Below are 21,239 nucleotides of genomic sequence, written 5' to 3' on the forward strand. Positions count from 1 at the left end.
GCTTACTTTTCTTTGCGCACTTCAAAGAAAAGTGAGTCGCCCGAGGGGGCGAAACGCGGAATATCTGAAACACCCAAAGCGGCGTTTAAAACACCAACGTAAGCCAACAAGATCACACAAACTTGCCAGTCCGGTATCAAGCACATCGGTCGCGGCTAAAGCCCCTCCCACAACTGTCATGCCGTGGGAGGGGCTGGGCGGCGATTACAGGCGTGGGTAGTCGATATAGCCGACCGGGCCCGAGCCGTAGAAGGTCTCCGGGTGCGGCTCGTTCAGCGCCGCGTCCTGTTCCAGGCGTGCCGGCAGATCCGGGTTGGCGATGAAGGGGATGCCGAACGCCACGGCATCGGCCTTGCCCTCAGCCAGCCAGGCGTTGGCCTGTTCCTTGGTGAAGCGCTCGTTGGCGATGAACACACCACCAAACTCCTTCTTCAGTTGCGGGGTCAGGCTGTCGTCACCGGCCTTCTCACGGGTGCAGATGAAGGCGATGCCGCGCTTGCCCAGCTCGCGGGCGACGTAGCCGAAGGTTTCGGCACGGTTGGCGTCGCCCATGTCGTGGGCATCGGCACGCGGTGCCAGGTGCACGCCAACGCGGCCGGCGCCCCATACGGAGATGGCGGCATCGGTGACTTCCAGCAGCAGGCGGGCGCGGTTCTCGATGCTGCCGCCGTAGCGGTCGGTGCGCTGGTTGGTGCTGCTCTGCAGGAACTGGTCGAGCAGGTAACCGTTGGCGCCGTGGATTTCCACGCCGTCGAAACCGGCCGCCTTGGCGTTCTCGGCACCTTGACGGTAGGCCTCGACGATATCGGCGATCTCCTCGGTTTCCAGGGCGCGCGGGGTGACGAATTCCTTCATCGGGCGCACCAGGCTGACGTGACCGGCCGGCTGGATGGCGCTCGGCGCCACCGGCAGTTCACCGTTGAGGTAGATCGGGTCGGAAATACGCCCGACGTGCCACAACTGCAGGACGATCTTGCCGCCATTGGTGTGTACGGCCTGGGTGACGTTGCTCCAGCCACGGATCTGCTCGTCCGACCAGATGCCGGGAGTGTCGGGGTAGCCGACGCCCATCGGCGTGACGGCGGTGGCTTCGCTGATGATCAGGCCGGCCGAGGCGCGCTGCACGTAATACTCGGCCATCAGCGCGTTGGGCACGCGGCCTTCGTCGGCGCGGCAGCGGGTCAGCGGCGCCATGATGATGCGGTTGTTCAGTTGCAGATCGCCGATCTGAATAGGGTCGAACAGGGTAGGCATGGTGAATCCTCCGGTTGTAGCTTCAGGTTCAGAGTTGCTGGCCGAGACGCTCGACGAAGGCCTGGATCAAGTCGTCGTTGCGTTTGAAGAAGTGCCACTGGCCAACCTTGCGGCTGGTCACCAGACCGGCGCGCTGCAGGCTGGTGAGGTGGGCGGAAACGGTGGATTGCGACAGCCCGGTGCGCTGATAGATCTTGCCGGCGCACACGCCGATCTCCAGCGGATGATCCTGTTCGGCGAAGTGCCGTTCGGGCGCCTTCAGCCAATCGAGGATGTCGCGGCGAACCGGGTGGGCGAGGGCCTTGATGATGGCGTCGAGATCGATATCCATGGTGTGCGGGCCGTGTTTCGTCATGCGGCGAACCTTATATCGTCTCTGAGCGATATACAGATCGTTTGTTCCGATAGTCTCCATCAACCGCTTCGATTGTCCCGCTCGCGGCGGTAAGCTCAGTGGATGAACTACCTGGCCCACCTGCATCTTGGCGGCGACGCCCCGGCACAACTGCTCGGCAGCCTCTATGGCGACTTCGTCAAAGGCCCGCTGGACGGACGCTGGCCGGCGGACATCGAAGCAGCTATCCGCCTGCATCGGCGCATCGATGCCTTCACCGACAGCCATCCGCTGCAGGCGCGCGCACGCTCGCGCTTTCCCGCTGAACGGCGGCGCATGGCCGGCATGCTGCTGGATCTGTTCTTCGACCATTGCCTGGCCCGCGACTGGGCCGACTACGCCGCACAGCCGCTGCAGCATTTCACCGGCCGGGTGTATCGGGTGTTGGCCGCCGAGCCTGAGTTGCCCGGGCGCCTGGCGCTGATGGCACCACGCATGGCCGAGCAGGACTGGCTCGGTAGCTATCGAGAATTCATGGTGTTGGAACAGGTGATCGCCGGCATGCAACGGCGCCTGTCCAAGCCGCAATTGCTCGATGGCAGCCTGGTCGAGCTGGAGCGCCTGTACGAGCCGCTCAGCGAGGACTTCCGCGCCTTCTATCCGGAACTGATGGCCTTTGCCGAGGCCGAACTGGGCAGGTGCAAACCGTAGCCCGGATGCAATCCGGGGAAAGCGACTTCACTCCTGCCGCTGTCGCCGCTGAAGCGCCTCCCACACAGCTCCGTGGGGACGATCCATGCAGATGCCTTGCACCGTCATACCTTGCTACCCCGCTCACCGAGCATTTTTGTGCAGTCAATCCGTCCCATGCGTGGTCACTCTCTTTAGGGCATCTCTAAAAACGTAGGCGAGACAGCCAGCGCAAGGCAAAAACACGCGAAAAAGCGCAGTTTACGAGTTGTAAATGAGCATTTTGAGCCTGTTTTTAACGCAGCGATGGCAACGCAGGTAGTTTTTAGAGGTGCCCTTTAGAGGGAGCCGCACAGGGATGTCTGTTCCGCACTCGACCTGGCTGCCTCGCAGCGCTTTGTGGCGCCCGGCCTGACCTGCATCAAGGAGTGAACCGGCAGGAGCGGCTTGAATGTGACTCGGTGTGAATCCCATGGAGGAAACGAGATGATCAAGATTCTGGTAGCGACCGACCTGTCCGAGCGTTCGGCGCATGCGGTGCAGCGTGCCGTGCAACTGATCCGTCGCCAGGGTGGCGGCGAGTGGTGCCTGTTGCATGTGATCGATGATGATGCCCCCGGCGAGCTGGTGCAGCGCCAGGTACAACAGGCTGAAACCCTGCTGCAGGCCCAGGCCGAGCGTCTGCTCGAACAGGCCGGCAGCCGCCCGCGCGTGGTGGTGGCCGTGGGCGAGGTGGCCGAGGTGGTGGTCGAAAGTGCCAAGGGCATGGGCGCCGATCTGCTGGTGGTGGGCGCGCATCGCAAGTCGGCGCTGCGCGACTTCTTCGTCGGCACCACGCTGGAACGGGTGGTGCGCAGCAGCCATCTGCCGGTGCTGCGGGTCAACGGGCCGGTGACTCACGATTATCGCCATGCCTTGCTGGCGGCCGACCTGTCACGTACCTCGATGCAGGCTTGGCACCGTGCGCGCGAACTGGGGCTGATCGAAGAAGGGCAGGTGGAAATTGCCAACGCGGTGGAACCCCTGGCCGCCGGGGCGATGATGGACGCCGGCATCAGCGCCGAGGTGCTGGAGAACCAGCGTGATCTGATGCGTCAGCAACTGCTCGAACGCCTCGGCAAAGCCGGCGTCAACGTGGCTGATGCGCACCTGCACGTGCAGATCGGGTCGCCGGAAGGGGTGATCGGCGATGCGCTGCGCAAGTCCGGCGCCGATCTGCTGGTGTTGGGTACGCACGCCCGCGAAGGGGCATCGCGTTTCTTCCTGGGCAGCGTGGCCAGCCGCTTGCTGGCGTCACTCGATGGTGATGCGCTGATCGTGCCGCCAGCCGCTTAAGCGGCTGCGGCCTGTGCCTGCTCCTGCGGCATGTCCGGCTGCAGCACGTTGGCGATCATGGTCTGGCAGTGACGCGCCAGTTCGTTGCGGCTGCGGCTCTCGCTGGGCACCGGCGCCAGCAGGCGGATCTCCACCTCGCAGGCCGGGCTGGCCAGCAGGCGCAGCAGGTGCGAGAGCATGTCGTCGTCGCCGATGAAGGGCGCCACCGGGCAGGGCTGGCCAGCGCGCAGGTAACGGATGGCCACCGGCTGCAGGGCGACGCCGCTGTCGATGGCGCTGCTCAGCAGGCGGCCATGGAAGGTACGGACGCCAAGGCCGTCGGTTGTGGTGCCTTCGGGGAAGATCACCAGCGGGCGCTTCTGCTGCAGGTGGCGCGTGAGCTGCTGGCTGATCTGGCTGCTGTCGCCCGAGCCACGGCGGATGAACAGGGTGCCGGCCTTGTGCGCCAGCCAGCCGGCCACCGGCCAGTCGCGCACCTCCGCCTTGGACAGGAAGGACATCGGCTGCAGGGCGCCGAGCAGCGGAATGTCCGTCCACGACACATGGTTGGCGACCCACAGCATCGGCTGATCGGGCAGCTCGCCTGCGACCTTCACGCGAAAGGGCAGGGCGCCGCCCAGACCGGCCAGGAACCAGCGCGTCAGGCGTTGCCGCAGGGGCATCAGATCATGCCGGACGACTCGCTCGCAAAGGCTGACGATGCCCGCCAGCAGCGTGCCGAAGAGGATCACCAAGGCCAGGTGAACGAGGCGCAGGGACAGACGCAGTTTGGCCATCGAGGCCTCCGGTTGAAAGCGGGTGCCGGCATTATCCACGGGCAGCGACGTTTGGCCATTATCGATGGTCATGCCGTCTGTTTTCAGACGGCGGCCTTGAAGTGGCGGGCGTAGCGCGGGCACAGCTCGTCGCGCTTGAGCAGGATAAACACGTCGGCCACCTGGAAGTCCTTGTCCCAGCACGGCTCGCCGCAGATCTTCGCGCCCAGGCGCATGTAGGCCTTGAGCAGCGGTGGCATCTCGGCGATGACGTTGCCCGGCAGATCCAGCTGCGGCAGTGGGTGCTTGGGCTCGGCGCGCAGATGCTCGGTGCACAGGTAGCGCTCGCGCAGGCGTTGCATGATGGCCTGAGCCTGGATGCCGCCGTCCTGCATGGAGATGCTGGCGCAGCCCATCAGGTAGCGGTAGCCGCCTTCGTTGAGCACCTCGGCCAGCTCGCCCCAGAGCACGGCGATGGTGGCGCCGTTGCGGTAAGCGGTGTCGACGCAGGTGCGGCCAATCTCCAGCACCGGGCCTTCCAGCTTGGCCAGGCCGTGCAGGGCGAATTCCTCTTCGCTGTAGTAGCGGCCTAGGCCGGCGGCGGCCTGATGGTCGAGCAGACGGGTGGTGGCTACCAGTTGGCCGCTCTCCAGGTCACGTACGCCGATATGGCGGCAGTGAATGTCGTAGTCGTCCATGTCCAGACCCAGTTCTGCGCCGTTGAGCTTGGCGTCGAACTCCGCGCTGAACACGCGGTAGCGCAAGGCCTGGGCTTCTTGCAGGGCGGCGGGGCCTTGCAGGCGTTCGGCCTGCAGTCGGCGAGCGTTTTGAGTCATGCCAGATCCTCCGTGTGCCGGCTGGCTGCTTGCAGCCGGTCGATCTTGTTGGGCAAGCTCAGGCTAGATTCACGTGGTGTCACCACCGTGACGGTTTTTTGATGCTTATGTGACGGCGCCCGCGCGCTGCTGCGAGGAGGTCTGCGATGCCCTGGTCGAGCCTGTTTCAGCCCATCGAACGCCTGTCCGCCGAACAGGGTCTGGAAGACTGGTACGCACGTCTGCTGAACAACCTGGGTGGCCGCCCGCAGCCCTTCGACCTGGCGCTATTGGGCGGCCTGCAGGCGGCGACGCCGGGGCTGGCCTTTCTCGCCGGTTACCAGGCGGCGTTGCGTATGTTGTGGCCGGCGGCGCCATGGACGGCTGGCGCCCTCTGCGTGACGGAGAACCGCAGCACCCGGCCGGCTGACATGAGCACGCGCATCTATGGCCTGTACATCAGCGGGCGCAAGGATTTCGTCACCGCCGCCGAGTGTGCCGACTGGCTGCTGGTGGCGGCGCGCGAGGAACAGGCCGAGGAAACGCCGCGGCTGGCCCTGGGCGTGGTGCGCCAAGGCGCGCCGGGCGTACGCATCGAAGCGCTGCCGGCATTGCCGCTGATGCCGGATATCGGCCATGCCCGTCTGCACCTGGATCAGGCGCAGAGCGAACGTCTGGCCGGCGATGGCTGGGATGACTACGTGAAACCCTTCCGCACCCTGGAGGACGTGCACGTGCTCACGGCGGTGAGTGCCTGGCTATTCGGCATCGGTCGTGAAAACGCCTGGCCGGAGGCACTGCTGCTGCGCCTGCAGGGGCTGCTCGCTGGCTGTGCCGAGGTCGCGCGGCAGGCGCCCAATGCGCCAAGCACGCACCTGCTGCTGGCCGGGCTATTCGCCCAGCAGCAGGCCATGGCTGACGAGGTGGAAGCTGCCCTGGCAAACGGCCCGGCGCACTGGGCCGAGTTGTGGCAGCGCGACAAGGGCCTGCTGCGCATTGCCGAGGCGGCGCGCAGCAAACGCCTGGAGAAAGCGCGGCAGATTGTCGCCGGCTCTTGATCCATATCAGTACCGTCCCGGCGGTGCGCGCATAAGGTTGCCTCGCGATTCATCAACGAGGTTTCCATGCGCCGCGAGCCCATCGTGCTGTTCGATAACGGCAGCCACCAATGCCTGATGTTCGATGACCTGGTCAGCGGCGAAGGCGTGCAATCCAACCAGTTCCTGATCACCGACAACGAGCAGTACCTGCTGCTCGATCCGGGCGGCGACCTGACCTATACGCCGCTGTCGCTGGAGTTGTCCAAGCACATTCCGGTGCAGGATCTGACCTACATCTTCGCTTCGCACCAGGATCCGGACATCATCGCCTCGCTGGACAAGTGGCTGCTGCACACCCGCGCGCGGGTGATCTGCTCCAAGCTGTGGGCGCGCTTCCTGCCGCACCTCACCGCCAACTACCTGGCGCTGAGCCGTGGCATCAACACCTACGACCGCATCATCGCGTTGCCGGATCGTGGTCAGAGCATCCCCTTGGGCAAGAGCATCCTCAAGGCCGTGCCGGCGCACTTCCTGCACTCGGTGGGCAACTTCCAGGTGTACGACCCGGTGAGCAAGATCCTTTTCTCCGGCGACATGGGCGCCTCGATGGTCGACGACGCCACGCCGGTGCGCGACTTCGTCAACCACGTGCCGAACATGGAGGGCTTCCATCGTCGCTACATGGCGGGCAACAAGGCCTGTCGTCTGTGGGCGGCGATGGTGCGCAAGATGGACGTGGCGATGATCGTGCCGCAGCACGGCCGGCCCTTCGTCGGGCCGGAAATGATCAGCGCCTTTTTGCACTGGATCGAGAGCCTCGAATGCGGCCTCGACCTGATGGGGCCTGAGGATTACCAACTGCCCAAGTGAATGTCGAGGCCGACGCTTCAAGGCGTCATCGTCGGCATGCTAGGGTGCGCCTCGACTTCTGATCGAGGCCTCCCATGCCCATCTTTTCCCTTCGCCGTCTGAGCCTGCTGCTCGGCTTCAGTTTGCTGAGCGCTGTCGCCCACGCAGAAACCTGGCCGCAACCCGATTGGCAGAGCCAACCCGCACCCGCGTCCGCCGCCATTACCGAGCTGGAGGCCTACGCCTTCGCCCCGCGCGACGATGCCGAGCGCAAGGGCGTTCGCACCGACGCCTTGCTGGTGATCCGCGACGGGCAGATCGTCTACGAACGCTATGCCGAACCGAACACGGCGCAGACGCCACATCTGACCTGGTCGATGGCCAAGAGCTTGTTCGCCACCGTACTCGGCGTGGCCTATGGCGAAGGGCGCTTCAAGCTCGATGCGCCGGTGGCGCAGTACTACCCGCCGATGGCCGACCACCCACAGATCAAGATCGGCCACCTGCTCAACTGGGCCTCGGGCCTGGACTGGCAGGAAGACTACGAATACGCCCCGCTGAAATCCTCGGTGGTGGCCATGCTCTACACCCGTGGCCGCGGCGACATGGCCGCGTTCACCGCCGCGCATGAGGCCGGTGCTGCGCCGGGCACGCGCTTTCGCTATTCCAGCGGCGACAGCAACCTGCTGGCGGCCGCGCTGCGTGGCATGGTTGGTGAGCAGGCCTACGCCGACTACCCCTGGACCGCGCTGTTCGAGCCACTGGGCATCACCCATGCAGTGTGGGAGCGCGATGCCAGCGGCACCTTCATCGCTTCGTCCTATGCCTACCTGAGTGCGCGCGACCTGGCCCGTGTCGGCCTGCTGATGCAGCGCGGCGGACGCTGGGGCGAACGGCAGTTGCTGCCGGCGGCCTGGGTCGATTTCGTCTCCACGCCGTTCGCCGCCTACCAGCCGCAGGGCTTCGCACCGGGTGATGCGGTGCCGGGCGGGCAGTGGTGGCTCAATGCCGAACTGCCTGGCAGCTCGCGCCCCTGGCCGGATGCGCCGGCCGACACCATCGCCGCGCTGGGCCACTGGGGCCAGGGCCTGTACGTGATGCCGAAGGAGAAGCTGGTGGTGGTGCGCTACGCCGATGATCGCGATGGCAGCTTCCAGCACAACGAACTGCTCAAGCGCGTACAGGCGGCCTTCGCCACGGAGGTGCAGCCATGATCCGTCGTCACCCGATCCTCAGTGCGCTGGCGCTGCTGCTCGTCCTGCTGCTGGCCTGGGCCTGGCCGAACCGCGTCTACCTGCAGGCCTTCCCCGACATCATTGGCGCCTACACGGCCAAGGAGTATTGCTCCTGCCGTTACGTCAGCGGCAACCCGGCAGCCTATTGCGAGGGCTATGTGCAGCAGTACGTGCCAATCAGCAGCCTGCTCGACGACGAGAGTGCCAAGCGCGTGACCGCCAGCGGCCTGGGCCGTACTCACAGCGCCGCCTGGTTGGGCGAGCGCCAGGGTTGCCAGTTGCTGCCGAACGAGTAGGGCGGGTGAAACCCGCCAGATCGCAGTGGCGGGTTGCACCCGCCCTACGATTCACTGATTCGCGGCTGAAGTCGCCTGGCCTGGCCATTCTTGCGCTGGACTTTGCAAGGCAGGCCATGGCGACTATCGTTGCGGCCTGGTCATGCCGTTATTCGAGTTCTCATGCGCCGTTCGCTTCTCGCCCTGCTGCTGGCTGCCGCCTTGCCCGTCCACGCCGACTGGTATCTGGACAACGAGTCCTCGCGGCTGTCGTTCATTTCTACCCACTCCGGCAGCCAGTCGGAGGTGCATCGCTTTCTCACCCTGCATGGGCAGATCGGTACCAAGGGCAATGCCCGCCTGCGTGTCGATCTCGATTCGCTGAGCACTGGCGTTGCGCTGCGCGACGAACGCCTGCGCGCGATGCTGTTCGATACCAAGCGCCTGCCCGAGGCGCGTATCTCCGCCCAGATCAACCTGGATCAGTTCACCGACCTGGCTCCAGGCGCGCAACTGGAACTGCGCCTGCCGCTGCAACTGACCCTCAACGAGCGTATGCACGAGCTGCAGGCGGAACTGCTGGTCACCCGCCTCGATGACCGACGCTTCCAGGTGGTGACCCTGGCGCCGCTGGTGCTGCACGCCGAGGATTACGGCCTGGCGGGCGGTATCGAAGCACTGCGCAAGCTCGCCGGCCTCAGCGCCATCAGCCTGTCGGTGCCGGTCGGCGCCGTGCTGATCTTCACGGCGCGCTGAATCGTGTCCGTGCGCGGCACCATCTTCCCCTGGCGCGGTGGCAACCGTTTCGAGCTGCTGCTCGACGGGCCGATATTCTTTCCGCGCATGCTGGCCGCCATCGACGCGGCGCAGCGTCAGGTGGAGCTGGAGCTGTACCTGGTCGAGGATGGGCAATGCAGCGAGCAACTGGTCGAGGCTCTGTGCCGGGCGGCGACGCGGGGCGTGAGCGTACGCGGGCTGTTCGATGCCTATGGTGCCGCCGCTTTGGGCGCCGCCTCACGTCAGCGCTTGCTGGCGTCCGGCGTGCAACTGCGCTGGTACAACCCGATCCGCTGGCGCCGTGGCGTGCGCAATTTCCACCGTGATCACCGCAAGCTGTTGTTGGTGGATCAGCGCCTGGCCTATGTCGGTGGCACTGGCGCCACCGATGAGTTCTGGACGCCAGACGCGCCACAAAGCGCCTGGCACGAGGCCATGGTCGAGATCGAAGGGCCGCTGGTCGGGGATTGGCAGCAACTGTTCGAGCATCAATGGCAGACGCGTTCCGTCTGGCGTCCGCGACAATCATCCGCGCCGCTGCGGCTGCCCGAGTGCCCGCCGGCAGGCCAGGGCCTGGGCCGTGTCGCCTATGCCGATGCCGCGCAACACCGCGACATCCTGTTGTCGCTGCTGCGTGCCCTGCGTGGGGCGAAGCAGCGTGTCTGGCTGGCCACGCCCTATTTCCTGCCGACCTGGAAGGTGCGCCGCGCCCTGCGCCGTGCCGCCGCCCGAGGTGTCGAAGTGCGCCTGCTGCTGGCCGGACGCAATACCGACCACCCGCCCGTGCGTTTTGCCGGCCAGCGCTACTACCCGCGTCTGCTCAAGGCTGGGGTGCGCATCTTCGAGTACCAGCCGCGCTTCTTGCACCTGAAGATGGTGCTGGTGGACGACTGGGTCAGCGTCGGCTCCTGCAACTTCGATCACTGGAACCTGCGCTTCAACCTCGACGCCAACGTCGAGGCGCTCGACCCCGCATTCACCCAGGCAGTGGCGAGCAGCTTCATCGAGGACTTCGGCGCCAGCCGCGAGATCACCCTCGACGACTGGCACCAACGCCCCTTGTGGCGCCGTGTGCAGCAAAGGCTGTGGGGTTGGCTGGATCGCCTGGCGGTGAACCTGCTGGATCGCTGGCGCTGATGCAGGCCCGCTCATTCTTGCGAGCGGGCCTGAGGACACTCAGCCGAGGAAGTAGAAGGCGCCGCAGATCACCACGCCCGAGTACAGCAGCATGATCAGGCAGTAGCCCATGATGTCGCGAGCGCCGAGGCCGACGATGCCGAGCAGCGGCAGTGCCCAGAACGGCTGGATCATGTTGGTCCAGGCGTCGCCCCAGGCAATCGCCATGGCGGTGACGGTCGGCGATACACCCAGTGCCTGAGCCGCCGGCAGCATGATCGGGCCCTGCACGGCCCACTGGCCGCCACCGGACGGTACGAACACGTTGACCACGCCAGCGCTGAGGAAGGCCAGCAGCGGGAAGGTGTCGGCCGATGACCAGGAAATGAACGCCTCGGTGATCTGCCGGCCCAGGGAGATGCCGTCGGCGTTGGCGCCCATCATCATGCCCATGATCCCGGCGTAGAAGGGGAACAGCAGGACGATGCCACCGATGCCGCGCACGCTCTCGTCCACCGCACGCATGTAGCGCTCCGGGGTGCCGTGCATCAGCAGGCCGCAGAACAGGAAGATGGCGATGACCACATCCAGGCCAAGGACGAAGCCCTTGCTGGCGAAGTGGTTGAACAGGTAGATGCCGGCCATGGCCACCAGCGCCAGGCCGAGAATGCGGCTGTCATCCAGGCGCTGTGCCGGGGTTTCGCGGGCCGGCAGTTCGGCGCGTGATTCCACCAGTTTGGCGGCATCGGCCACCTTGGCGTTCTGCCGTGGGTGCATGGCGCGGTTGAGCAGCGGCAGGCCGATGAACAGCAGGGCGACGATGGTCAGGTTGAGCGGGCTGAACAGGGTTTCGCTGATGCTCACCGGGTTGGTCAGCACGCCGGCGGTGATGCGTGCCAGATCCGGGCCGCCGGTAGCCATCGACAACGGAATCGAGCCGGCCAGACCGCCGTGCCAGACCAGGAAGCCGGAGTAGGCCGAGGCCACCAGCAGCGGGTAGTCGACGCCAGCGACCTTGCGCGCCAGGGCGCGGGCGAACACGGCGCCGATCACCAGGCCGAAGCCCCAGTTGACCCAGCAACCCACCAGCGCCACCAGGGTGACCATGATGATCGCCTGGCCCGGCGTGCGCGCCAGGCTGGCCAGACGGTCGAGCTGACGGTTGATGATCGGTGCGCTGGCCAGGGCATGGCCGGTGACGAAGATCAGCGCCATCTGCATGGCGAAGCCGAGCAACGTCCAGAAGCCGCCACTCCAGTGTTGCACCATGGCGGGCAACGACTGGCCGGTGGAGAGGATGCCGGCGAGCAGTACGCCCAGCGTGAGCAAGGCGGAGAAGACGAAGGGCGAGGGCAGGTACTTCTGTACCAGGCTCACGCTCATGCGGGTGAGGGTATTGAACATCGATGACGCCTCTTTCTTATGGTTGTGTAAGGGCTGTTCCAGGCATTCAGGTCGGTTGTGCCTGGCGGGTGGAAATGACAACGCCCGGCCGGAGCCGAGCGGGTGGTTGTGTTGCTCCGTAGGGCGGGTGAGACCCGCCGGTTCCGATAGTGGCGGGTTGCACCCGCCCTACGGTTTCGCGCTTTTCTCGCGCTCGATGGCCAGGGCCACGCCTTGGCCGCCGCCGATGCACAGGGTGGCCAAACCTTTCTTGGCGTCCCGGCGGATCATTTCGCTAGTTCCGTAGGGCGGGTGAAACCCGCCACCCTGGTAAATGGCGGGTTGCACCCGCCCTACGGTTTCGCGCTTTACTCGCGCTCGATAGCCAGGGCTACGCCTTGGCCGCCGCCGATGCACAGCGTAGCCAGACCTTTCTTGGCGTCGCGGCGGATCATCTCGTGCAGCAGGCTGACCAACACGCGGCAGCCTGAGGCGCCGATGGGGTGGCCGAGGGCGATGGCGCCGCCGTTGACGTTGACCTTGTCGGCGTCCCAGCCCAATTCCTGGCCGACCGACAGCGCCTGGGCGGCGAAGGCCTCGTTGGCTTCGATCAGATCCAGGTCAGCCAGGCTCCAGCCGGCCTTGTCCAGGCTGCGACGGGTGGCGGATACCGGGCCGATGCCCATGATCGCCGGGTCGACGCCGGCATTGGCGTAGCCGGCAATCTTCGCCAGCACCGGCAGGCCCAGCGCTTGGGCCTTGGCCGCGCTCATCAGCAGCACGGCGGCGGCGCCGTCGTTGAGGCTGGAGGCGTTGCCAGCGGTGACGCTGCCGTCCTTCTTGAACGCCGGCTTGAGCTTGGCCAGGGATTCGGCGGTGGTGCCAGCTCGCGGCTGCTCGTCACGGGCGAAGGCGATGGGATCACCCTTGCGCTGCGGGATCAGCACCGGGGTGATCTCGGCATCGAAGCGTCCGGCCTCGATAGCCGCCACGGCCTTTTGCTGCGAAGCCGCAGCGAAGGCGTCCTGGGCTTCACGGCTGATGCCGTATTTCTCCACCAGGTTCTCGGCAGTGATGCCCATGTGGTAGTCGTTGAAGGCGTCCCACAAGCCGTCGACGATCATGCTGTCGAGCATCTGCGCGTGGCCCATGCGCAGACCGGTGCGGGCTTTCGGCAGCACGTAGGGCGACAGACTCATGTTCTCCATGCCGCCAGCGATGATCACCTCGGCGTCGCCACAACGAATGGCCTGGGCCGCCAGGTGCAGTGCTTTCAAACCCGAGCCGCAGACCTTGTTCAGGGTCATGGCCGGTACGGCATGCGGCAGGCCGGCGCGGATAACGGCCTGGCGTGCCGGGTTCTGGCCAGAACCTGCAGTGAGTACCTGGCCGAGAATCACTTCATCGACCTGGGCGGCGTCGAGGCCGGTTTGCTCCAGCAGGCGCTTGATGACGATGGCGCCGAGTTCCGGCGCGGGGATGTCAGCCAGGCTGCCCTGGAAGCTGCCAATGGCGGTGCGGGTGGCGGCGACGATGACGACGTCTTGCATGGGAAATCCTCTGGGTGCGGTAGGACGGAAAGCTTCGCGGATGAATCCGCTCCTACAGGGAGTGCAGCAGATAACACCAAATAAAAACACCCCGCAAAACGCCAGTCGTGGTGGCGTTCTGCAGGGCGGTAGACAACCTAGAACTGCATTTCCGGTACGTGCTCGGGGACGATCAGCTTGCCGGCGGTCTTGGCGACGATTTCCTCGACGCTCACGCCCGGTGCGCGTTCGCGCAGGATGAAGGCGCCGTTTTCGATCTCTAGGTAAGCCAGGTCGGTCAGCACCTTGCGAATGCAGCCGCTGCCGGTCAGCGGCAGGCTGCAATGCTCCAGCAGCTTGGATTCGCCGTCTTTCGAGGCGTGGGTCATGGTGACGATGATGTTGTCGGCGCCGGCCACCAGATCCATGGCGCCGCCCATGCCTTTGACCAGCTTGCCGGGGATCATCCATGAGGCGATGTTGCCGCGCACATCCACCTCGAAGGCGCCGAGCACGGTCAGGTCGACATGGCCGCCACGGATCATGGCGAAGGATTGCGCCGAGTCGAAGATCGCTGCGCCCTTGATCGCGGTAACGGTCTGCTTGCCGGCGTTGATCATGTCAGCGTCGACTTCGTCTTCAGTGGGGAAGGCGCCCATGCCGAGCAGGCCGTTCTCCGACTGCAGCATCACCTGCATGCCCTCGGGCACGTAGTTGGCCACCAGGGTGGGGATGCCGATGCCGAGGTTGACGTAGAAGCCGTCCTGCAGCTCGCGGGCTACGCGCTGGGCCATTTGTTCACGGGTCAGTGCCATGCCGGTATCTCCTAAGCGCGCAGAGTGCGTTTTTCGATGCGTTTCTCGAAGCTGCCGCAGATCAGCCGGTCGACATAGATGCCGGGGGTGTGAATCTGCGTGGGGTCGAGTTCACCGGGCTCGACGATCTCTTCGACCTCGACCACGGTGATGCGCCCGGCGGTGGCGACCACCGGGTTGAAGTTCTGCGCGGTGTGGCGGTAGACCACGTTGCCGAAATGGTCGGCCTTCCAGCCCTTGACGATGGCGAAGTCGCCGGTGATGGCTGGTTCGAGGATGTAGTGGCGGCCGTTGATCTCGCGCGCTTCCTTGCCTTCGGCGACCGGGGTGCCGTAGCCGGTGGCGGTGAAGAAGGCGGGGATGCCGGCACCGCCGGCGCGCAGCTTCTCGGCCAGGGTGCCTTGCGGGGTGAGTTCGACTTCCAGCTCGCCGGAGAGCAGTTGCTGCTCGAACAGGGCGTTCTCGCCGACGTAGGAGGCGATCATCTTGCGGATCTGCCGGTCTTCCAGCAGCACGCCGAGGCCGAAACCGTCGACGCCGCAGTTGTTGGACACCACGGTCAGATCGCGCACGCCGCGACGGCGGATCTCGGCGATCAGGTTCTCGGGGATGCCACACAGGCCGAAACCGCCGGCCAGCACGGTCATGCCGTCCTGCAGGCCGTCCAGGGCTTCTGCATAGCTGCCGACGCGTTTGTCGAGTCCGCTCATTCGAGGCTGCCTCTTTGTTGTTATCAGGAGTGAGGCCAAGCTTCTGCGCTGTGAGCTTATTTGTTAAGTTTGTTTTTCCTCTTGATTGATCAGGTAAATAAATCAATGACCGTCAAGCAGCTACGCGCTTTTCTTGCCGTGGCGCAGAGCCTGAGCTTCGCCCAGGCCTGCGAGCGCCTGCACCTGTCGCAGCCGGCGCTGAGCCTGGCGATCAAGAACCTGGAGCAATCGCTCGGTGGTCAGTTGCTGGTGCGCACCACTCGCAGCGTGGCGCTGACGCCGGAGGGCGAGACGTTGCTGCCGATTGCCGTGCGCCTGCTGGCCGACTGGGACAACGCCGAGGACTTGCTGCGCCAGCACTTCACCCTGCAGATGGGCAAGGTAGCGGTGGCGGCCATGCCGTCGTTTGCCGGCAACCGTCTGCCGGCGGCGTTGCGTGCCTTTCGTGACGCCTACCCACGGGTCAACGTGGCGGTGCACGACGTGATCAACGAACAGGTGATGGAGATGGTGCGCGACGGTCGCGTCGAGCTGGGCATCGCCTTCGAGCCGGCGACCCTAGACGGGCTGCAATTCACACCGCTGTACGAGGATCGTTTCGTCGCCGTGGTGCCGGCAGCCAGTCATCTGGCCGACCACGAAGCGCTGACCTGGGCACAGTTGCTGGAGCAACCCTTCATCACCCTGCAACGGCCTTCGGCGGTGCGCCTGCTGCTGGAAGACAGCGTGATCGCCAGCCACGGCAAGCTGCCGGTGGCGTTCGAGAGCCATCAGTTGGTTACGGTGGGGCGCATGGTCGCTGAAGGCCTGGGCGTCAGCGCGGTGCCGCAACTGTGTCGGCAACAGATGGAGGATCTCGGCGCCCGCTGCCTGCCGCTGAGCGAGCCGCAGGTGTCGCGCCGTGTCGGGCTGTTGCATCAGGCTGGGCATCAGTTGTCCAGCGCGGCGCAAGCGCTCAGCGAGGTGCTGTTGCGCCAGGCTCAGTAGAGGCGCAGCCGGCCTTCCAGATAGGCCTCGCACAGCGGCAGGCAGCGGCTGGCCCAGTCCGGCCCCAGTTCCTGCACGGTGCGCGTTTCGGCATGGGTGCCCGCCCAGGCCAGCAGTTGCAGGCGGCGCTGCACGACGAAGGCGGGAATCATCGCCAGCTCGGCGTCGCTCAGGCCATGCTCGCGGGTGTAGCCCTGCAGCCAGTGACTGACCCAGCGCGGCACGTCTGGATGATCCTCGTGAAAGCTCAGCGCCGAGGCGAGGTCGTGCAAGTACCAACCGAAGCCGCAGTCGTCGAAGTCGATCACCCGCGTGCGCTCGCCCTGCACCAGCAGGTTGGCCAGGCGCAGGTCGGCGTGGATCAGGCCGAAGCGTTCGCTGCTCTGGCCATAGGCGGCCAGCTCCTCGGCCAGGCGTCGCAGCGTGGCCTCGATCAGTGGCTGCTGCGCTGCGTTCAGGTTGGGTGCCTGGCGCCAGTCGCCCCAGTGGCCATCGGCGCCGAGCATGCTGGTGTGATCCCAGCGCAGGCGCTCGAAGCCTGTTGGCAAAGGCCAGTCGCGCGCCTGGCGATGCAGGCGGGCGTTGATCGCACCCAGGCGCTCGAACGAGGCCAGCAGATTCTGCCGGGGGTCAGGCTCCGTGCCGTCGATCCACTCGAACAGCACGGCATGGCGTTCCTGGCCGGCCAGTTCGAGCTGTTGCAGGCAGTCACCATCCAGGCCGGGCAGAGCCTTGGGCACCTCCACGCCCGAGGCGCGCAGGGCATCGAGCCAGTGCAGTTCGCTGCGAATCGCCTGGGCGCTGTGGTAGGCCGGGCGATGCAGGCGCAGCACATGGCGTATGCCATCACCGTGCACGGCGTAGGTGGCGTTCTCCGACAGGCAGAGCAACTGCAGGCGGCCCCGGCATGACGCGGGATAACGCGCGAGCATGGCCTTGGCCAGGTGATCGAAGGTGGCGGCCTGAAGCATGGCGGGCGCTCCTGATGACTGACGATGAGGCCAGCATCGCCATGGCGGGATCAGGCGGCTTGACCGCGTCTGGCGAAAACTTGACCGCTCGGCACAGACAGCGCCCCGGCAGGGGTGGATTTGATCGGTGGCCGCGCAACTTGTGTTCTGCGGTCAAGTGTTCGGCGTGGGGGAGGGCGAGGATGGCGTCATCCATTCGATGAGGAGCCCTCCATGTTCACTTCCCTGCAAGGCAAGCGTGTACTGGTTACCGGCGGCAGTGCCGGCATTGGCCTGGGTATCGTCCGCGGCTTTGCCCGCGAAGGGGCGCGCGTGGCGCTCAGCGCCCGTGACGGCGCACGACTCGCCGCCTGCGTGGCGGCCTTGCGCGAAGAAGGGCTGGACGTGCAGGGCTTCATCGCCGACGTGGCCAGTGCCGCGGCGGTGCGTGGCCTGTTCGATGAGGTGGCGCAGACCTTCGATGGCCTCGATGTCTTGTGCTGCAATGCCGGGATCTTCCCCTCCGGCAGCCTCGATGAGCTGAGCGAGGCGGACTGGGATCAGGTGCTGGCGACCAATGCCAAGGGTTCCTTCCTTTGCGTGCAGGCGGCGTTGCCTTATCTGCGCCAGGCCGAGTACGGGCGGGTGATCCTCACCTCGTCGATCACCGGGCCGGTCACCGGCTTTCCTGGCTGGGCCCATTACGGCGCGAGCAAGGCGGCGCAACTGGGCTTCATGCGTACGGCGGCGATCGAGCTGGCGCGTGACGGCATCACTATCAACGCGGTGCTGCCCGGCAACGTGCTGACCGAAGGGCTGCAGGAGATGGGCGCGGACTACGTGGCGAGCATGGCCGCCTCGGTGCCGCTGCGGCGCCTCGGCAGCGTCGATGACATCGCCGCTGGCGCGCTGTTCTTCGCCTCGCGCGAGGCGGGCTACATCACCGGGCAGAGCCTGATCATCGATGGTGGGCAGATCTTGCCCGAGTCGTTGCAGGCGCTGGGCTGAGGCGGAGGCGCAGGATGCTCAAGGTCAATGCATTCGAGAGCGCGCAGCTCGCCAGCCTGGACGCCGCGCGCCAGCAGCAGGTGGAAAGGCGGCAACGCCTGCTGGGGCCGGCTTACCAGTTGTTCTACGACCAGCCGCTGCACCTGGTGCGCGGGCGTGGTGCCGAGGTGTTCGACAGCACCGGTGGCGCCTATCTGGATCTGTACAACAACGTCCCCTCGGTGGGGCATTGCCATCCGCATGTGGTGGCGGCCATGGCCCGCCAGGCGGGCGAACTGAACATCCATACCCGCTATCTGCACGATGGCATCCTCGACTATGCCGAGCGCTTGCTGGCGACCCTGCCGGAGATGTCCGCGCACGTGATGTTCACCTGCACCGGCAGCGAGGCCAACGACCTGGCGCTGCGCATCGCTCGCGACCATAGCGCCGGCACGGGGGTGATCGTCACCCGCTACGCCTACCACGGCATCACCACGGCGATTGCCGAGCTGTCGCCGTCGATGGGCGAGTACGTGCCGGTGGCCGGCGACGCGCGCCTGGTCGATGCGCCCCTGCACCGGCCACAGCGGCCTGAACAGGTGAGCGCGCAGTTCGCCGCGCAGGTGCGCGCGGCGCTGGCGGACATGCGCCGGCATGGCATCCGCCCGGCGGCGCTGCTGGTCGATACCCTGTTCACCAGCGATGGCGTGTTCGCCGACCCGCCGGGCTTTCTCGCCGAGGCGGTAGCCGCAGTACGCGCGGCGGGCGGGCTGTTCATCGCTGACGAAGTGCAGCCCGGTTTCGGTCGTACCGGCAGCCATTTCTGGGGCTTTCAGCGGCATGGCCTGGTGCCGGATCTGGTGACCCTGGGCAAGCCGATGGGCAACGGCCACCCACTGGCCGGGGTGATTTGCCAGCCGCACCTGGTCGAGCGCTTTGGTCAGTGCGCGGCCTATTTCAATACCTTCGGTGGCAACCCGGTGGCGGCAGCGGTGGGCCTGGCGGTGCTGGAGGTGATCGAGGCGGAAGGCTTGCAGGCCAATGCGGCGCGGGTCGGGGCCTTGCTCCAGACCGGGCTTGGCAGCCTCGCTGTGCGTTATCCGCAACTCGGCGAGGTGCGCGGCGCCGGTCTGTTCATTGGCGTCGACGTGCTCGATGGCGAGGGGCAGGCCGATACCCGTGGCGCGCGAAGCCTGGTCAATGCCCTGCGTGACGAGGGCGTGCTGATCGGGGCCTCCGGGCCGGCCAGCAATGTGCTGAAGATCCGCCCACCACTGTGCCTGAGCGCGGCCCAGGGTGAGCGCTTTCTGCAGGTATTGGAAACCGTTCTGGCCCGAAGTTAGTTGCGTTCAGTGTTCTGGCGCGCCTGCCGCCACTGCCGTGGGCTGAGCCCATGCCAGCGGCGAAAGGCGCGGGAGAAGGCGCTCAGTTCGGAATAGCCGAGCAGGGCGGTGATTTCGGCCAGGGCGACACCCTGTTCCAGGTGCAGGCTGGCCAGCTCGCGGCGGGTCTGGTCGAGCAGGGTCGAGAAGCTCAGGCCTGCATCGTTGAGGCGGCGTTGCAACGTCCAACTGGGCAGGCGCAGGGCGTCGGCCAGTTTCTCCAGGCTGGGTTCGCCGCTTTCCAGCAACAGACGAATCTGTCGCCTGGCCTCGTCCATCAGGCCGTTGCGTGGCGCGCCTTCGCCCGTGCTGCCGGCCAACTGGCGCAGGTTGTCGAACATCAGTGCCAGCAGGCGACCATCGCGCCCCGGCATCGGCTGCTCCAGCACGCTGCGCTGGAACACCAGGGCATTGCTCGGCTGATCGAAGAAGGCCGGCGCGTCGAAGGCCTTGCAGTGCTCGTACCAGGCCTCCGGGCGCGCGTGTTCGAAGTGCATCTGCTCCGGTGCCCAGCGCGTGCCGAGGGCATGGCGCATCAGGTTGAAGAACATGCCCAGCGACAGCTCGGCATCCTGGCGCTTGTGCCGGATGCCGCCGTGCTGCACCTGATAGTCCAGCCGGCACAGCGGGCCTTGCTCGTCGAGCCGGAGTAGGCTGCCCTGCTGGTGGTAGGGAAAGGCCCGCACCACGTTGCGCAGGGCGTCGCCGAGGGTGGCCGAGCTCATGCCGATGTAGCCGAGCAGGCCAAGGGCATCGGGCTTGAACTGGCGCCCGTAGCGCAGGCCGAAGTGCGCGTTGTGCGTTTGTCGAGCGGCCTCCTCGAACACCGCGCAGTACTGGTGCAGGTCGAGGCTCAGGGTCGGCTGGTCGAGGCATTCGGGGTCGATGCCGGCGCGGCCGAGGATGCTATCCGGGTCGCCCCCGGCTTGCTGGATGAACTCCACCAGCCCGGTGGCCGCCGAGGCCAGAACGCCGACGCGATGAGACCTGTCCGTTGCTGTGCTGGGCACCTTGATTCTCCGCTGGGACAACGCTTGTCGGAGCTATTCAAGAAGCGTTCCACGCCCGTGCCGAGCGGTCTCTGGCCTCGCGCCGGGCGGTCATGGGCCGGTATGCGCTCCGTTTTGGCGCGCGTCGCCAAGCTTGCGCGCGACCTCAGATGCGAAAGCGCGCCACCATGCCATTGAGGTCGTCGGCCAGATTGGCCAGCACGCGGCTGGCGGTGTTGGTTTCCTCCGAGCCGGCCGATGTCTGCAGCGACAGGTCGCGGATGTTGACCAGGTTGCGATCCGCTTCGCGGGCGACGTGTGCCTGCTGCTCGGTGGCGGCGGCGATGACCAGGTTGCGATCACGGATGTCGCCGATGGAGTGGATGATCTGCTGCAGGGCCTGACCTGCGCCTTCGGCAATTTCTCGGGTCTGCTTGGCCAGGCCGTTGCTGGCTTCCATGGAGCGTACGGCCTGTTCCGTGTCGCTCTGCACGGTGCTGATCATGGTTTCGATTTCCTGGGTCGACTGTCCCGTCTTGTGGGCCAGTGCGCGCACCTCGTCGGCGACCACTGCGAAACCACGCCCAGCTTCACCGGCGCGGGCGGCTTCGATGGCCGCGTTGAGGGCCAACAGGTTGGTTTGTTCGGCGATGCTGCGGATGACGTCCAGTACCTGGCTGATACCGCGGATCTTGCCAGCGAGCTGGCCGAAGTTGCTCGAGGTTTCATCGACGTTGGTTGCCAGTTTACCGATGGAGGACAGGGTCTGGTTGATCCGTTCGCTGCCCTGTTCGGCGATTCGTCCAGACTCGCTGGAGCTTTCCGAGGCGGCGGCAGCATTGCGCGCGACGTCGTCCACGGCGCTGCTCATCTCGGTTACGGCGGTGGCGGCCTGGTCGATTTCCTGGCTCTGTCGGTGCAGGGCCTGGGTCGTGCTGTCGGTGACGTTGGTTAGCTGCTCGGCCGCCGAGGCAAGCAACCGTGTCCAGCGTCAAGTCACTTGAGGCCTGAAATGAGCCTGATCACGGA

At 66.0% G+C, this 21,239-nt stretch carries 21 protein-coding genes and 1 pseudogene; 11 read left to right on the forward strand and 11 right to left on the reverse strand.

Annotated elements, in window-relative coordinates:
- Positions 1–204 precede the first annotated feature (204 nt).
- Both ACODS1_RS23290 and ACODS1_RS23295 read right to left on the reverse strand, forming a co-directional pair.
- On the reverse strand, positions 205–1,254 hold the full coding sequence (locus ACODS1_RS23290; protein ID WP_489087507.1) for an alkene reductase: 1,050 nt from the start codon (positions 1,252–1,254) through the stop codon (positions 205–207).
- A gap of 28 nt (positions 1,255–1,282) precedes the next feature.
- Entirely contained in the window at positions 1,283–1,585 is a 303-nt protein-coding gene (locus ACODS1_RS23295; RefSeq protein ID WP_489087524.1) for an ArsR/SmtB family transcription factor, read from the reverse strand.
- A gap of 126 nt (positions 1,586–1,711) precedes the next feature.
- Between ACODS1_RS23295 and ACODS1_RS23300 the strand changes: the two genes are divergently transcribed.
- Positions 1,712–2,299, forward strand: coding sequence for an acyl carrier protein phosphodiesterase (locus ACODS1_RS23300; protein ID WP_489087508.1), 588 nt, complete (start codon positions 1,712–1,714; stop codon positions 2,297–2,299).
- A gap of 465 nt (positions 2,300–2,764) precedes the next feature.
- Complete coding sequence (locus tag ACODS1_RS23305) at positions 2,765–3,613, forward strand: universal stress protein (protein WP_489087509.1); 849 nt, start codon at positions 2,765–2,767, stop codon at positions 3,611–3,613.
- Here the strand turns inward: ACODS1_RS23305 and ACODS1_RS23310 are convergent.
- Entirely contained in the window at positions 3,610–4,389 is a 780-nt protein-coding gene (locus ACODS1_RS23310; RefSeq protein ID WP_489087510.1) for a lysophospholipid acyltransferase family protein, read from the reverse strand. The genes ACODS1_RS23305 and ACODS1_RS23310 overlap by 4 nt on opposite strands.
- An 83-nt stretch (positions 4,390–4,472) precedes the next feature.
- A complete protein-coding gene (gene olsB, locus ACODS1_RS23315; protein WP_322982083.1) occupies positions 4,473–5,204 on the reverse strand; it encodes an L-ornithine N(alpha)-acyltransferase in 732 nt (243 codons plus the stop codon).
- Positions 5,205–5,350: 146 nt separating this feature from the next.
- Between olsB and ACODS1_RS23320 the strand changes: the two genes are divergently transcribed.
- The 6 genes from ACODS1_RS23320 (at position 5,351) to ACODS1_RS23345 (ending at position 10,496) form a co-directional block, all read left to right on the forward strand.
- A complete protein-coding gene (locus tag ACODS1_RS23320; protein ID WP_489087511.1) occupies positions 5,351–6,241 on the forward strand; it encodes an acyl-CoA dehydrogenase middle domain-containing protein in 891 nt (296 codons plus the stop codon).
- Between the two features lie 66 nt (positions 6,242–6,307).
- The gene (locus ACODS1_RS23325) at positions 6,308–7,093 is read left to right on the forward strand and encodes an oxygen-binding di-iron domain-containing protein (protein WP_489087512.1); all 786 of its coding nucleotides are present in this window, start codon (positions 6,308–6,310) and stop codon (positions 7,091–7,093) included.
- Positions 7,094–7,167: 74 nt separating this feature from the next.
- Entirely contained in the window at positions 7,168–8,286 is a 1,119-nt protein-coding gene (locus ACODS1_RS23330) for a serine hydrolase domain-containing protein (RefSeq protein WP_489087513.1), read from the forward strand.
- The gene (locus tag ACODS1_RS23335; protein ID WP_489087514.1) at positions 8,283–8,603 is read left to right on the forward strand and encodes an amidase; all 321 of its coding nucleotides are present in this window, start codon (positions 8,283–8,285) and stop codon (positions 8,601–8,603) included. Before ACODS1_RS23330 ends, ACODS1_RS23335 begins: the two co-directional genes overlap by 4 nt.
- A gap of 162 nt (positions 8,604–8,765) precedes the next feature.
- Complete coding sequence (locus tag ACODS1_RS23340; protein ID WP_489087515.1) at positions 8,766–9,338, forward strand: YceI family protein; 573 nt, start codon at positions 8,766–8,768, stop codon at positions 9,336–9,338.
- Between the two features lie 9 nt (positions 9,339–9,347).
- Positions 9,348–10,496, forward strand: a complete 1,149-nt coding sequence (locus tag ACODS1_RS23345; RefSeq protein WP_489087525.1) for a phospholipase D-like domain-containing protein — start codon at positions 9,348–9,350, stop codon at positions 10,494–10,496.
- Positions 10,497–10,535: 39 nt separating this feature from the next.
- Here ACODS1_RS23345 and ACODS1_RS23350 read toward each other — a convergent pair whose 3' ends face one another.
- The 4 genes from ACODS1_RS23350 to ACODS1_RS23365 all read right to left on the reverse strand — a co-directional run bounded on the left by ACODS1_RS23350 (position 10,536) and on the right by ACODS1_RS23365 (position 14,912).
- Positions 10,536–11,879: a short-chain fatty acid transporter gene (locus ACODS1_RS23350; protein ID WP_489087516.1), complete on the reverse strand. Its 1,344-nt coding sequence runs from the start codon at positions 11,877–11,879 to the stop codon at positions 10,536–10,538.
- A gap of 347 nt (positions 11,880–12,226) precedes the next feature.
- Complete coding sequence (locus tag ACODS1_RS23355) at positions 12,227–13,408, reverse strand: acetyl-CoA C-acetyltransferase (protein ID WP_489087517.1); 1,182 nt, start codon at positions 13,406–13,408, stop codon at positions 12,227–12,229.
- A 137-nt stretch (positions 13,409–13,545) separates the two neighbouring features.
- Entirely contained in the window at positions 13,546–14,202 is a 657-nt protein-coding gene (locus tag ACODS1_RS23360) for a CoA transferase subunit B (protein WP_489087518.1), read from the reverse strand.
- A gap of 11 nt (positions 14,203–14,213) precedes the next feature.
- Positions 14,214–14,912, reverse strand: a complete 699-nt coding sequence (locus ACODS1_RS23365) for a CoA transferase subunit A (protein ID WP_074859308.1) — start codon at positions 14,910–14,912, stop codon at positions 14,214–14,216.
- A gap of 105 nt (positions 14,913–15,017) precedes the next feature.
- Between ACODS1_RS23365 and ACODS1_RS23370 the strand changes: the two genes are divergently transcribed.
- On the forward strand, positions 15,018–15,899 hold the full coding sequence (locus tag ACODS1_RS23370) for a LysR family transcriptional regulator (RefSeq protein ID WP_489087519.1): 882 nt from the start codon (positions 15,018–15,020) through the stop codon (positions 15,897–15,899).
- Here the strand turns inward: ACODS1_RS23370 and ACODS1_RS23375 are convergent.
- Complete coding sequence (locus ACODS1_RS23375; protein ID WP_489087520.1) at positions 15,893–16,870, reverse strand: phosphotransferase enzyme family protein; 978 nt, start codon at positions 16,868–16,870, stop codon at positions 15,893–15,895. The two genes, ACODS1_RS23370 and ACODS1_RS23375, sit on opposite strands and share 7 nt — an antisense overlap.
- 213 nt (positions 16,871–17,083) lie before the next feature.
- Here ACODS1_RS23375 and fabG point away from each other — a divergent pair, with 213 nt between their 5' ends.
- Positions 17,084–17,857 carry a 3-oxoacyl-ACP reductase FabG gene (fabG, locus tag ACODS1_RS23380; RefSeq protein WP_489087521.1) on the forward strand — a complete coding sequence of 258 codons (774 nt, stop codon included), beginning with the start codon at positions 17,084–17,086 and terminating at the stop codon, positions 17,855–17,857.
- Between the two features lie 14 nt (positions 17,858–17,871).
- A complete protein-coding gene (locus ACODS1_RS23385; RefSeq protein WP_489087522.1) occupies positions 17,872–19,182 on the forward strand; it encodes an aspartate aminotransferase family protein in 1,311 nt (436 codons plus the stop codon).
- Here ACODS1_RS23385 and qhpR read toward each other — a convergent pair.
- Positions 19,179–20,231: an AraC-like transcriptional regulator QhpR gene (gene qhpR / locus ACODS1_RS23390; RefSeq protein ID WP_489087523.1), complete on the reverse strand. Its 1,053-nt coding sequence runs from the start codon at positions 20,229–20,231 to the stop codon at positions 19,179–19,181. The two genes, ACODS1_RS23385 and qhpR, sit on opposite strands and share 4 nt — an antisense overlap.
- A 145-nt stretch (positions 20,232–20,376) precedes the next feature.
- Positions 20,377–21,186, reverse strand: a pseudogene (locus ACODS1_RS23395) (methyl-accepting chemotaxis protein); the annotation flags it as partial.
- Positions 21,187–21,239: the final 53 nt, after the last annotated feature.

The organism is Pseudomonas sp. FG29 (assembly GCF_057809355.1).

What these genes read in the sequence shown, in the direction of transcription:
- ACODS1_RS23370 (WP_489087519.1), top strand. Translation starts at nt 15,018, where the DNA reads ATGACCGTCAAGCAGCTACGCGCTTTTCTTGCCGTGGCGCAGAGCCTG.
- olsB (WP_322982083.1), bottom strand. Translation starts at nt 5,204, where the DNA reads ATGACTCAAAACGCTCGCCGACTGCAGGCCGAACGCCTGCAAGGCCCC.
- ACODS1_RS23350 (WP_489087516.1), bottom strand. Translation starts at nt 11,879, where the DNA reads ATGTTCAATACCCTCACCCGCATGAGCGTGAGCCTGGTACAGAAGTAC.
- ACODS1_RS23335 (WP_489087514.1), top strand. Translation starts at nt 8,283, where the DNA reads ATGATCCGTCGTCACCCGATCCTCAGTGCGCTGGCGCTGCTGCTCGTC.
- ACODS1_RS23290 (WP_489087507.1), bottom strand. Translation starts at nt 1,254, where the DNA reads ATGCCTACCCTGTTCGACCCTATTCAGATCGGCGATCTGCAACTGAAC.
- ACODS1_RS23295 (WP_489087524.1), bottom strand. Translation starts at nt 1,585, where the DNA reads ATGGATATCGATCTCGACGCCATCATCAAGGCCCTCGCCCACCCGGTT.
- ACODS1_RS23360 (WP_489087518.1), bottom strand. Translation starts at nt 14,202, where the DNA reads ATGGCACTGACCCGTGAACAAATGGCCCAGCGCGTAGCCCGCGAGCTG.
- ACODS1_RS23340 (WP_489087515.1), top strand. Translation starts at nt 8,766, where the DNA reads ATGCGCCGTTCGCTTCTCGCCCTGCTGCTGGCTGCCGCCTTGCCCGTC.
- ACODS1_RS23365 (WP_074859308.1), bottom strand. Translation starts at nt 14,912, where the DNA reads ATGAGCGGACTCGACAAACGCGTCGGCAGCTATGCAGAAGCCCTGGAC.
- ACODS1_RS23305 (WP_489087509.1), top strand. Translation starts at nt 2,765, where the DNA reads ATGATCAAGATTCTGGTAGCGACCGACCTGTCCGAGCGTTCGGCGCAT.
- ACODS1_RS23355 (WP_489087517.1), bottom strand. Translation starts at nt 13,408, where the DNA reads ATGCAAGACGTCGTCATCGTCGCCGCCACCCGCACCGCCATTGGCAGC.
- ACODS1_RS23385 (WP_489087522.1), top strand. Translation starts at nt 17,872, where the DNA reads ATGCTCAAGGTCAATGCATTCGAGAGCGCGCAGCTCGCCAGCCTGGAC.
- ACODS1_RS23375 (WP_489087520.1), bottom strand. Translation starts at nt 16,870, where the DNA reads ATGCTTCAGGCCGCCACCTTCGATCACCTGGCCAAGGCCATGCTCGCG.
- ACODS1_RS23330 (WP_489087513.1), top strand. Translation starts at nt 7,168, where the DNA reads ATGCCCATCTTTTCCCTTCGCCGTCTGAGCCTGCTGCTCGGCTTCAGT.
- ACODS1_RS23325 (WP_489087512.1), top strand. Translation starts at nt 6,308, where the DNA reads ATGCGCCGCGAGCCCATCGTGCTGTTCGATAACGGCAGCCACCAATGC.
- fabG (WP_489087521.1), top strand. Translation starts at nt 17,084, where the DNA reads ATGTTCACTTCCCTGCAAGGCAAGCGTGTACTGGTTACCGGCGGCAGT.
- ACODS1_RS23320 (WP_489087511.1), top strand. Translation starts at nt 5,351, where the DNA reads ATGCCCTGGTCGAGCCTGTTTCAGCCCATCGAACGCCTGTCCGCCGAA.
- ACODS1_RS23300 (WP_489087508.1), top strand. Translation starts at nt 1,712, where the DNA reads ATGAACTACCTGGCCCACCTGCATCTTGGCGGCGACGCCCCGGCACAA.
- ACODS1_RS23310 (WP_489087510.1), bottom strand. Translation starts at nt 4,389, where the DNA reads ATGGCCAAACTGCGTCTGTCCCTGCGCCTCGTTCACCTGGCCTTGGTG.